10 protein-coding genes are annotated in these 11,075 nt (G+C 67.5%); 5 read left to right on the top strand and 5 right to left on the bottom strand.

Annotated elements, in window-relative coordinates; genetic code table 11:
• Positions 1 to 435 precede the first annotated feature (435 nt).
• Positions 436 to 552, top strand: a complete 117-nt coding sequence (locus tag ACQPYK_RS38470; protein ID WP_433242660.1) for an ALQxL family class IV lanthipeptide — start codon at positions 436 to 438, stop codon at positions 550 to 552.
• 241 nt (positions 553 to 793) lie between these two features.
• Here ACQPYK_RS38470 and ACQPYK_RS38465 read toward each other — a convergent pair whose 3' ends face one another.
• The 3 genes from ACQPYK_RS38465 to ACQPYK_RS38455 all read right to left on the bottom strand — a co-directional run bounded on the left by ACQPYK_RS38465 (position 794) and on the right by ACQPYK_RS38455 (position 4,930).
• The gene (locus ACQPYK_RS38465) at positions 794 to 3,421 is read right to left on the bottom strand and encodes a BTAD domain-containing putative transcriptional regulator (protein WP_433242657.1); all 2,628 of its coding nucleotides are present in this window, start codon (positions 3,419 to 3,421) and stop codon (positions 794 to 796) included.
• Positions 3,422 to 3,977: 556 nt separating this feature from the next.
• Complete coding sequence (locus ACQPYK_RS38460) at positions 3,978 to 4,472, bottom strand: hypothetical protein (RefSeq protein WP_433242654.1); 495 nt, start codon at positions 4,470 to 4,472, stop codon at positions 3,978 to 3,980.
• A 221-nt stretch (positions 4,473 to 4,693) separates the two neighbouring features.
• On the bottom strand, positions 4,694 to 4,930 hold the full coding sequence (locus tag ACQPYK_RS38455) for a hypothetical protein (protein ID WP_433242651.1): 237 nt from the start codon (positions 4,928 to 4,930) through the stop codon (positions 4,694 to 4,696).
• Between the two features lie 180 nt (positions 4,931 to 5,110).
• Here ACQPYK_RS38455 and ACQPYK_RS38450 point away from each other — a divergent pair, with 180 nt between their 5' ends.
• From ACQPYK_RS38450 to ACQPYK_RS38435, 4 genes are all read left to right on the top strand, one after another.
• A complete protein-coding gene (locus ACQPYK_RS38450) occupies positions 5,111 to 5,731 on the top strand; it encodes an L-threonylcarbamoyladenylate synthase (protein ID WP_433242648.1) in 621 nt (206 codons plus the stop codon).
• Positions 5,732 to 5,823: 92 nt separating this feature from the next.
• Positions 5,824 to 6,444 (top strand): hypothetical protein, encoded by a 621-nt coding sequence (locus ACQPYK_RS38445; protein ID WP_433242645.1) that lies wholly within the window; start codon positions 5,824 to 5,826, stop codon positions 6,442 to 6,444.
• Between the two features lie 210 nt (positions 6,445 to 6,654).
• Positions 6,655 to 8,271, top strand: a complete 1,617-nt coding sequence (locus ACQPYK_RS38440) for an FAD-dependent oxidoreductase (RefSeq protein WP_433242642.1) — start codon at positions 6,655 to 6,657, stop codon at positions 8,269 to 8,271.
• 34 nt (positions 8,272 to 8,305) lie between these two features.
• A complete protein-coding gene (locus ACQPYK_RS38435) occupies positions 8,306 to 9,523 on the top strand; it encodes a cytochrome P450 (RefSeq protein WP_433242639.1) in 1,218 nt (405 codons plus the stop codon).
• 78 nt (positions 9,524 to 9,601) lie between these two features.
• Here ACQPYK_RS38435 and ACQPYK_RS38430 read toward each other — a convergent pair whose 3' ends face one another.
• The gene (locus ACQPYK_RS38430; protein ID WP_433242636.1) at positions 9,602 to 10,180 is read right to left on the bottom strand and encodes a hypothetical protein; all 579 of its coding nucleotides are present in this window, start codon (positions 10,178 to 10,180) and stop codon (positions 9,602 to 9,604) included.
• Positions 10,181 to 10,341: 161 nt separating this feature from the next.
• The gene (locus ACQPYK_RS38425; RefSeq protein ID WP_433242633.1) at positions 10,342 to 10,977 is read right to left on the bottom strand and encodes a TetR/AcrR family transcriptional regulator; all 636 of its coding nucleotides are present in this window, start codon (positions 10,975 to 10,977) and stop codon (positions 10,342 to 10,344) included.
• Between the last annotated feature and the right edge of the window lie 98 nt (positions 10,978 to 11,075).

The raw sequence follows: 11,075 nt of genomic DNA, 5'->3' as shown, positions 1-11,075 counted from the left end.
TTCATAAGTGCCCGCCACGATGCTGTCCCCGTACGACGAATTCGCCGTACCGGCACGGACGCGGGATGCGGTCTCGGTTGAGGAACTTGTTTGAGGAACTTGGTTGAGGAATTCGGTTGAGGAAGAGGACGAAGTGAGCGGCGATTCGGTCGGCACCGAGGCAGACACCACCCGGTGGGCCGATGGACTCGACGTCCTGGCAGGTCAGTGACGGAGGCGGCACGTTGGCGGGCCGATGGACCCGACGTCCCGGCAGATCCGTGGTGGAGACGGCACGTTGGCCGGCCCCCGCGCAGAAAGTTCCCACCCGCGCCGGTGAAGCGGCACGGCAGGAACCACGCCGGGTCCGACCACACAGACTCCGCCGGATGGACCGGCGGTTACGGAGATCGCCGCGGTATCGGCGGGGGTCCTCCGCGATGAAAGGGAAAATCAATGGAACTCGACATCAACGCCCTGGACATGCTTCCCGGCGAGACGGAGAGCGCTCTGTCTCCGTGCACGGTCACCTGCGTTACTCTCGCCTCCCTGATCACGCTCACCCTCTCCTGACGTCCACCGCAGGAACGGCCGGACCGGACACTCGCGGTAGGTAAGCGGTCGAAAGCGGGTCGCCTCGGCTGCAGAGGCATTCGTCGCGGGTGGGCGGCGGCCGAGGCGACACGCGGTGAACGTTCGACCTTCGAAGTCCTGCGCCGATGAGGGGCGTAGGGAAACGGTTTCTCGAGAGTCGTCCGGCACGCCGGCAGGTCGCCGACGGCGGCCTGGGCCGCGCCCTGCAAGCAGGTCATGGTCAGCCACGACCAGTCCATCGGTGGGGCCGGCCATCCAACGCGCGCAGTGTGGCCTCGAACTGCTCTACCAGTGACGACTCCACCGGCTCGTACGGGTTGCGCAGCGTCCAGACGGCCAGGGTGTCCAGGGCGGTCAGGGCGCGGGCGATCAGTTCGGGGCCCGCTCCGGCGCGATTGGCGACGCGTACGGCCTGCGCGCGGACCTGGCGGGCGGCCATCGCGTCTCCGGTGGTCAGCAGGGCGCGTACCTGGTGCAGCATGAGCTCCACGTGTTCGGCGGGGTCGCCGCCGCAGGCGCCGTGTGCGGTGACGGCCCGCCCCCACCAGGCAGCGGCCTCCTCGTACGCCAGGCGCAGGCTCGCCTGCTCGGCCGCCGCGCGGGCCCAGTGCGCCGCCTCCCGGTACGCCGCCGGACCCGCCTCGATCGCGTGGTGCGCGATGGTGGTCACGTCGGTGCTCGGCTTGGAGGACAGGGCGGTCATGACCTCCCGGTGGATCATCGCCTTGTGCAGGGGCGGGATGTCGCCGATCAGGGTCTCTCTGACCAGGTCGTGGACGAACGTCATGACGCCGTTACCGCTGATGATCAGTCCGGCTTGGGCGGCCCGGTCCAGCAGGCCGTAGACCTGCGTCGGCACCGAATCCGACGCCCGGCACACCTCCGCGACCATGCCGGGATCGAAGTTCCGGCCGATCACCGCGGCTGTCCGGAGCACGGCGGTCGTCTGGGGACCGAGCGCGGCCAGCCGTTGACGGATCAGGTCGGCGACCGCGTCGGGTACGGTGTCCTGCTTCTGTCCCTGGGCCAGGAGCAGGACGCTCTCATACACGAAGAACGGGTTGCCGCCTGTCCGCTCCGCCAGCCGCTCGGCAGCGGTGTCGTCCACCGTGACGCCCATCTCCTGGGCGAGGGTCCGGACCTCCGTGGTGTTCAGGCCGGTGAGCCGGATACGAATCAGATCGTACCGAGCGAGCTGGTACAGGACCTCGTCCACGGAGAGCTTGAAGGCGCCGGGCGGGGCGGTGTCGCGGTGCGTTGCCGGGTCGCGGTGCGTTGCCGGGTCACGGTGCGTTGCCGGGTCACGGTATGCGGTCTCGCGGTATGCGGTCCCATGAAATGCGGTCTCACGGAGTGCGGTCCCATGGAGTGTGGTCTCGCGGAATGCGGCGACCAGCGTCAGCGAGACGTTCCTGGCCGGACCGCTGGACAGTACGGCGATGTCCCTGAGTAGTTCGAGTGTGGCGGAGTCGGCCCAGTGCAGGTCGTCCAGGATGATGACCAGGGGCCGAAGCCGTGCTGCCTCGACGAGCCATTGCGCGATGAGCTGGTTGCGATGGCGTAACGCCGTCCCAGGAGGGCCTTTGGGCCACTCATCGTCCAGCACTCCAGCCAGCGCCTGGCGATCCGGCGGCGGGACGATGTCGGCCAGCTCGCGCAACACCTGAAGCCACGGCCAGAGCGGCGGAACGCTCTCTGCCTCATGGCAGCGACCCCACAGCACCAGGCAGTCGAGTTCAACGCAGTCGTTGTGAAACGCCTGTAGCAGGCGGGTTTTGCCTATGCCGGGTTCACCGCTCATCGCGGCCATCACCACGCCGTTGCGGTCCACCAGGAGGGGCAGGGTCCTCAACTTCGCGAGCTGTCGTCCCCGGCCGACCAGATGTCCCCACTCGGCGCGCCCAGCGTGCGCGGCAGGCTCGACCCTGCTCACGTCACCGACCGGTGGGGACACCTCGGCGGGGAGAACCGGCGGGGACATCTCGGTGGGGGGAAGGGAGGGCGAGAGGGAGACGGGCTCGGGAGGGGACGCGAGCGTGTGCGCCTGCTGGAGGATGTCCTTCTCCAGCGCCTGCAGTTCCGGGCCGGGATCAAGGCCGAGCTGATCGGCGATGAGCTTTCTCGCTCGGCGTAGCGTGGCCAGCGCGTCGGCCTGCCGTCCGCTGCGGTAGAGGGCCAGGGCCAGTAACCACCACAGCCGCTCGCGGAGGGGGTGTTCGCCCGCCTCGGCCTCCAGCCCGCGGATCACCGTCTGGGGACGGTTGAGATCCAGTAGCGCCTGAGCCCGGCGCTCGACCGCGGTGAGACGAAGCTCGTACAGCCGGTTCACCTCGGTGATCGCCCACAATTCGCCGGCGAACTCGCCGTACGGATGGCCGCGCCAGAGCGTCAGCGCCTCCTCCAGGTCGGCCAGCGACTCCGAGGGCGGGTGATGTTCCGTATCGGTGATGAGCTTGCTGAATCGCAGTGCGTCGACGTTCTCCGTGGCGAGCATGTAGCCGGGCCGCCGTGCGACCAGGAGTTGCGGGGGAGTGCGGGGAGACCTTTGCGGTTCGATGGCCCGGCGCAGGTTCGACACCTGGACGTGAATCGAGGCCAGCGCGTTCACTGGTGGCGCGCCGTTGTAAAGATCGTCGATCAGTGTGTCCGTGGAGACGACTGTGCCCGCCGCAGCCACCAGCCGGGCGAGGACGGCTCGCTGCCGAGGCCCTCTGAGGCTGACGGGAGTCTCGGCGTGGACCTCGAAAGGGCCCAGAACCTGGAATTCGATGTTCCGTGTGGCCCCGACCCGCTCGTGAAGCAACTCCTCGATCCCCCTGCCCGAGCACCATGCTTCACCGTTTCGCACATCGCCTCCTGGTGGAGAAAGGTTTGCGACGACAGTCTTATGATCGCTAGCGATTCGCTCCGGCTCGTCACCCATGAGACTGATGACGAGTCAGCCGCCAGCGGGACGTCTGGGATTCAGGTGTCGAGTTTTTACGAGGTTGACCGCATGGGTCACATCCAGCGAAGTGGTGTACGAACCGACCTTCGCGTGATCCTGTTTCTGTCGGTTAAGCGGTAAGTGTCTGTGTTAGTGGGCTCTGCCCTGGCCGAGCGTCGCAGGCACCTCAGGGCGTGTTCCAGGACGTCCCGGGCATCTGGGTGGGGTCGCAGGCAGGAGCGGACCGGTTCGTTCAATGCATTTGAGAGGGCATGGGCGGTCCATCCTGAACCGCTTGGGACGTCCTGGGGCCGCAAAGGAAAATGCAACGGGGAGCAGTCAGGCAAGACGTCACGAGACGCTGGCGTTGATCGACCAGGACGCCGGTGACGGCTGGGAACATTTCCCTTCGGAGATCGGCAAGACCAGCAGCTCGGAGATCGGCAAGACCAGCAGCGATGACTACGTCATGTGTGGGTCAGCGAGGCCCGCCGTACAAAGACACTCGTTCGTCCTTGTCGTGGTCGATCTCCTCTGTCAGAAACAAGTCGCGTCGCCATGGCTGGTAGGCGATATTGACGGTCCATTGCTCGTAGTACCACTCGGTGCTGTAGCCGCTGCAACGGAAGTTGGCCCGGTAGCGGCCGTGCTCTCCGGGCTGAAGCAAGAACACCCGGCCGGGGAAACGGTTGGTCGGGTATGCGGCCCACACTTGGGTCCGCACCACTTCGACCGCTGCTCCGGACAACGTGAACGGCAGCCCATCGAGCCGCGCCGGAAATGTGTGGCTGCCGATGACAGCGGTCGGCGCGTATCCGGTCCGTTCCTCGGCGAGGAGATCATGGACGACGAGTGGAGCGTCGGGCATCGGTGGCAGCTCGAACGTCGAGGGGATCTCGCGTCGCCGCGTGGCTTCCGCGGCGCCACGTGCTCGCTTGGCCCACCGGACCACGATCCGCTGCACGATCACCATGCTGTCCCCCCGGCCCTGTTCGGCAAGCATAGGCACTGGCAAACCGCATCAGCAGCCCGGGCACCACCCCTCAGAGCGGTTCCTCCTGCGCCGACGCCTTACGGCGATCCTCCTGGAACGGGCGGCTACGGCGGTGAACTGCAACCCGAACTGCAACTCCACACACAGTCTTGGCCCTGCCTGCAGTCGCCATGCCCTCCAGGCATTCACATGTGCGGATGTCACTCAGCCGACTGGCGTCGTCCTTTCCGGATCTTTCGCAGCAACCACACGACGAAGGTCACGATTCCCAGCAGGACGAGCCCGCCGATGAAGGGTGGCATGGAGCCGCGGCCCAGCACGTCCGCCAGCCACGGCAGGTCGAACAGCGCGGATATTCCGAAGATCACACCGAACCCGATCAGCCCTAAGAACATCGTGAAGGCGAATTTTGTAGCGGCTTCCCGCAGGCGGCGCATCCGGAACCTTTCGTCGGTTGACGGGATCTCCCCCGGCGCGCAGGAGGTCGTGCAGCGCTTGGGGCTTGGGGCTTGGGGCTTGGGGCTGGGAACGGCGGGTGACGGGCGGCGGGTGACGGGTGACGGATCGACAGTGGTCGCGTGCCATGTGCCGGAGGGTTCGCTTCTAAGCTCCCATGCATGGCAAAGTACTTCGACGTGCATCCGGACAACCCGCAACCTCGGGTGATCCGTCAGGTGGTTGATCTCCTCCATGCGGACGGGCTGATCGCATACCCGACCGACTCGTGCTTCGCGTTGGGGTGTCGGCTGGGCAACAAGGATGGCATCGACCGGATCAGGGAGATCCGCCATCTTGGTGGCGACCATCACTTCACCCTTGTTTGTAGGGACTTCGCCCAGTTCGGGCAGTTCGTTCACGTGAGCAATGCGCTGTTCCGCTCGATCAAGGCGGCGACTCCCGGCAGCTACACGTTCATCCTGCCCGCGACGAAGGAGGTGCCGCGACGGTTGCTGCATCCCAGGAAGAAGACGGTAGGCGTCCGGATCCCCGAGCACGTCGTCACGCAGGCGTTGCTGACCGAGCTGGGCGAACCACTGCTGTCGAGCACCCTGCTGCTGCCTGATGAGACCGAGCCCATGACGCAGGGCTGGGAGATCAAGGAAAGACTCGACCACGTGGTGGACGCTGTGATCGACTCCGGCGAGTGCGGTGCCGTACCGACGACGGTCGTCGACTTCTCGCAGGACGAACCCGAGATTCTCCGCAGAGGCGCCGGAGACCCGTCCCGCTTCGAGTAGGTGATCGGTGCCTGTACCGCGTCAAAATTCAATCGCGAAGGCTCTGAGCTGTGGTTTGGCTGTGCCCGGCCTTGGCGACAAGACCACACTTTGTGCCTTTTCGCCTGCTCTATCTGATCACGGTCCGGGTGTTCGGCTGGCTGATGTCGCTGGGCCGTGGCCAGGCGTCGAAGGACGTGGAGATCATGGTGTTGCGGCATGAGGTGGCGATGTTGCGGCGTCAGGTCGGACGGCCGAAGCCGGATTGGGCCGATCGGGCGGTTCTCGCGGCGTTGGCCCGATGGTTGCCGGCGGTGCTGCGCGCTCATCGGCTGGTCACTCCGGCGACGTTGCCGGCGTGGCATCGTCGTCTACTCCACCGGGCCTGGACCCATCGGCATCGGCCCGGGCGTCCAGGGACGAGTCGGGAGATCCGGGGCTTGATCGTTCGCTTGGCGTGGGAGAGCCCAGCGTGGGGTCATCGACGGGTGCACGGGGAGTTGGTGCGGCTTGGCTTCCAGGTCAGCGACGTGACCGTGCGGCGCATCCCGCGCTCGCGCCGCTTCGGCCCGGCGCCCCGACATCTCGACACGTCCTGGCGGGTCTTCCTGCGCTCGCAGGCCACAGGACTTCTGGCCTGCGATTTCTTCCATGTTGACACGATCTTTCTGAAGCGCCTGTACGCGTTGTCCGTGATGAGGTCAGCACGCGGCGCGTGCACGTCTTGGGCGTGACGTCCCATCCGACCGGGGTGTGGACCGCGCAACAGGCCCGCAATCTCCTGATCGTCCTGATCACCTGCCGCCGGCAGCGGGAGATGCCCGCATGACCGCGAAAATATCCAAACCATGACTTTCCCCTATTTATCGCCGAGAAGGTATCGGGTAAGGGCGAACAGATGGGTCTGGCGGCGTGTGCCGGCCCGGCTCGACGGGGGTGTGGCTGTGAGAGTTGTCGTTGATCTCACGCGCTGTCAGGGCTACGGGCAATGCGTCTTCCTGGCGCCGGACGTGTTCACGATGCACGGTCAAGAAGCCCTCATGTACGACACCGACCCTGGCGATGACCAGCGTGAGCGGGTGCTGCAGGCGGCCGCGGCCTGTCCGGTCCAGGCCCTCCATGTCGACAGGCTGGTCACCCAGCACCGGACCGTCGATCCCGAACTGTCCCACCCCACCAGCGACGGCGACGGGGAGTTCAAGCGCAGCGGCCACATCGTCATCGTCGGCGCCTCCCTGGCCGGTGGCCGGGCCGCGGGCGTCCTGCGCAGGGACGGCTTCAAAGGCACGGTGACGCTGATCGGGGACGAGCGGCACCAGCCGTATGATCGGCCGCCGCTGTCCAAACAGGTGCTGACGGGCACGGTTGACGCCGAACGCACCATGCTTCCGCACCTGCGTGAGACCGACGTCGAATGGCTGGCCGGGACCCCGGCGACGGGGCTGGACATCGCCGCCAAGCAGGTGGAGCTCGCTGACGGCCGACGCATCGGCTTCGACAAGGTGCTGATCGCCACCGGCGCGCGGGCCAGGCCGTGGCCGAACCCGGCCGAGGCCGCGCTCGACGGGGTGTACGTGCTGCGCACGCTGGAGGAGGCGGACCTGATGCGCCGGCGGCTGGCCGCAGGCGTCAACCGGGTGCTGATCATCGGGGCGGGGTTCACCGGCTCGGAGGTGGCGTCAGTCTGCCGCGGCCTGGGACTGGAGGTGACCGTCGTCCAATCGGGTCCCGCTCCGCTGGTCGGCGCGCTCGGCAGGGTGATCGGCGACATCGTCGCGGACATGCAGCGCGAGGCGGGCGTGGATCTGCGCTGCGGGGTCACGGTCACCGAGCTGGAAGGCGACGCGCAGGGACGGCTGACCGGCGCGCGGCTGTCTGACGGCAGCACGGTCGAGGCCGACATGGCGGTGGTCGCGCTCGGCGCCGTCCGCAACGTTGAATGGCTGGAGGGCTCGGGCCTCGCGGCGGGGCCCTGGGGGGTGGCCACCGACGCCGGCTGCCGCGCCGTCGACCTCAACGGCCTGGTCACCGACGACATCTTCGCTGCCGGTGACGTGGGACGCTTCCCGCACCCGGTCTACCACTACCAGTTCATGTCGCTGGAGCACTGGGGCAACGCCGTCGCCCAGGCGGAGATCGCCGCTCACAACATGCTCAGCGACCAGGCCCATCGCTGGCCGCACCTGTCGCTGCCGGTGTTCTGGTCCAACCAGTTCGGCGTCAACATCAAGTCGGTGGGCGTGACGAGCATCGCCGACGAGGTCGTGATCGCGCAGGGCTCGGTCGAAGCGCGCCGGTTCGTCGCCGTGTACGGCTACCAGGGCAGGATCACCGCCGCAGTCACCTTCGACCAGGCGATGTGGCTGGACTTCTATCGCAACCTCATCGAGCGGGCCGCGCCGTTCCCGCCCGACTACCGCATGGCCGGCAGATCCAACGTGCTGCGGCCGGTCCCGGCGGAGGTCCCGCAGCGGCTGGCTCCCGCCGAGGGCGCCACCGTCGTGGTGACCGGCCACGACCCGGCCGAACGCCGCGTCTCTCTGCTACGGCATCAGCCGTAGCACCCGCGAACCACCAGACAGGGGAGGCACCTCCGTGGAGCCGGCACGCATCTACGAGCAGATCCATCAGTTCGCCAACCGGGCGAACCCGTACCCGCTGTACGCCGAGCTCCGCAAGACCCCCGTGGTGCGGCTGGAGGACGGCAGTTACGTCGTCAGCACCTACAACGAGATCGTCTCGCTGCTGCACGACCCGCGCGTCAGCTCGGACAAGCGCAAGGCGGACAACCCGCCGCCCGCCGAACCGCTGCCGCCCTCCTTCATCGGCACCGACCCGCCCGAGCACGACCGGCTCAGGTCGCTGGCGATGCGGCACTTCGGGCCGCCCCACGCCCCGCGCACGGTGGAGAGCATGCGCGGGGAACTGCACGAGATCGTCAAGGACCTGATCGACGGCATCGCCGGCAGGACGCGGACCGACATCGTCGACGACATCGCCTACCCGTTCCCCGTCACCGTCATCTGCCACCTGCTCGGCGTGCCGCGCGAGGACGAGCCCAAGTTCCACGTCTGGTCCGAGGAGATCGTGGAGACCGCCGGCGCCGGCGAGGGCGACACGGACGAGCGGGCCAAGCGCAACCAGGCCGCCCGGCTCGCGCTGGGGACCTACCTGGGCGAGCTCGCCCAGACTCGCCGCCAGAACCCGGGCGACGACCTGCTGTCGGGACTGGTCACCTACGAAGGGCCTGAAGGAGCGCTGTCGGCGCCCGAGGTGGCCATGACCGGTGCGCTGCTGCTGTTCGCCGGGCACGAGACCACGGTCAACCTGATCACCAACGGAATGCTGACCCTCCTGCGCAATCCCGGGCTGCTCGAACGGATCCGCGACGAGCCCGACCTGATCATCCACACCATCGAGGAACTGCTGCGCTTCGAGCCGCCGGTGCACTTCCTGCCGCAACGCGTCGCCCTCGACGACATCACACTCGCGGGCGTCACCATTCCCAAGGGGGCGAACATCGTGCTGGCCCTCGCCTCGGGCAGCCGCGACCCCGCGCACGTCCACGATCCCGACATCTTCGACCCCGACCGTCCCTACATCCAGCATCTCGGCTTCGGCGGGGGCATCCACTACTGCTTCGGCGCCCCGCTGGCCCGGCTCGAGGCCCAGATCGCGCTCCGCGAACTCGCGAAACGACTGGTCAACCCGCGCCTGGTCATCGACCCACCGCCCTACCGCCCTGGCTCGACGCTGCGCGGCCCGCGCCATCTCCACGTCGAGTACGACAAGGTCCTCCCCTACCAGCCCTGACCAGCCTGCGGGGTGCAGCAGGTGTTGGAGGTGCCCGGCCGGGCCGAGCGCTATGGGCCGCGGGCCGATGATCCTTCATCAGACGCCCACAGCACCTGCGGACATGGGCGATCTAGGTATCAGCTCGGTATCAACGGTGAACGGTGTCAACGACGGCTGAACCTTGGCTCTGGCACGAGTTCGCAGGTCGTCGGGGCGGCTCATGAGCCAGGAGGCCAGCCGGCGTGGTGAGGGCGGGATGCGGTCGGGGTCGGGGTCGGCGCGACCCTGGTTGAGGTAGCGAACCAGCAGGTTGGCGCTGCCGGTGTAGCCGCGCTGGCGGATCTCGGTCGGCGGGTGAGTCACCGGCACGCCGGGCTCTTCGGCCAGTCGGCGTCGCAGGTGCTCAGGGTAAGGGTCGACCAAGGTGGCTCCGTACTTGGGCGGACGCAGGAGATCGTCGGCCGAGGCGACGCGGGCGTAGCGTTTGACCGTGTGAACCCCCAGGCGGCGGGCGCATTCGCCCAGTCCGAGCCCCTGGTCGAGGAGGGTGTGGACCTGCGCGTGCTTGCGGCGGGTCCGTTCGGCGAGCGCACCGGTGCGGCCGGCCGGCACCACCGCCAGGTCCACGATCAGCGCGGCCAGACCCACGGTGCGGTGGGCGTAACGGGCCGCCACCTGCGGGACCTGCTCACGGAACGTCTGCCTGATACATCCGCGGGCTTCGCACACCGGTCGGCGTATGCGCAAGGTCGACGACCATCGTGCGGCTACCGACCGGTACATCCGCCAGAGGCCGCGCCTGCCGGAAGCAGGGATCGAGTGAGGTGTTCAGGTCGTCAGGCGGTCTTCCGTGGCGGGGTGAGCAGACGGTCGAGCAGGAGGTGGAGATACCTGCGGAAGTCGCTGCGGGCTTGCTGATCATCGGGGCCGAGGCGGTTGCCCTTGTCGTCGAGTACGTCGCCGCAGCAGAAGCCTTCGACGCACCAGATCATCGTCCACAGGACGTACCTGAAGTCAGCAGCGTCGTCGATGTGTCCGGCCTCGAGGGCGGGTTGGATGCTCTCGTGGATCTGGGCGTGCAGCGGCCAGACGTAGCGACGCTCGAGGTCGGTGATGTCCCGGGCGTCGAAGAGGCTGCGGTGCGCCCAGAGTGCGGGGATTTGCGGGTTGGACGTGCAGAAGTCCAGATAGTTGTCGGCCAGTGCGTGGATCATCTGGGGGGCGTCGGCGGGGGACAGCGGAGCGAACTGGGCCATGACCGTCTCGATCGCGCCGCGATCGGCCTCGTGGGCACGTTCCATGACGGTGAGGTAGAGGTCCCGCTTGCTCCCCACCTGGGAGGTCACCGTGGCGACATCGAACCCGGCGGCCTCCGCTATCTGCTGAAGGGAAGTTCCGTCATATCCGAGAGCCGCGAACATGCGAGTCGCGATCTCCAGGATCGTTTCTCTCTGGTCGGCAGCAGTGGTCATGAAGCGGACAGTATGGATGGAATTCGTCAGGGTCAACCATTTGACGGGCAAGGGCAGGCCATCTGTCGACCCGTTCGTGGAGCAGAGACGCCAAGGCG

The organism is Streptosporangium sp. CA-135522 (genome assembly GCF_050949235.1).
In the GTDB taxonomy this organism is placed as follows: Bacteria; Actinomycetota; Actinomycetes; order Streptosporangiales; family Streptosporangiaceae; genus Streptosporangium.
The sequence above is the reverse complement of the archived record's forward strand: the minus strand, read 5'-3'. Positions and strand labels throughout refer to the sequence as shown.

Excerpts from the sequence above, each read along its gene's own strand:
- ACQPYK_RS38470 (WP_433242660.1), top strand. The coding sequence starts at position 436 with ATGGAACTCGACATCAACGCCCTGGACATGCTTCCCGGCGAGACGGAG.
- ACQPYK_RS38450 (WP_433242648.1), top strand. The coding sequence starts at position 5,111 with ATGGCAAAGTACTTCGACGTGCATCCGGACAACCCGCAACCTCGGGTG.
- ACQPYK_RS38455 (WP_433242651.1), bottom strand. The coding sequence starts at position 4,930 with ATGCGCCGCCTGCGGGAAGCCGCTACAAAATTCGCCTTCACGATGTTC.
- ACQPYK_RS38460 (WP_433242654.1), bottom strand. The coding sequence starts at position 4,472 with ATGGTGATCGTGCAGCGGATCGTGGTCCGGTGGGCCAAGCGAGCACGT.
- ACQPYK_RS38425 (WP_433242633.1), bottom strand. The coding sequence starts at position 10,977 with ATGACCACTGCTGCCGACCAGAGAGAAACGATCCTGGAGATCGCGACT.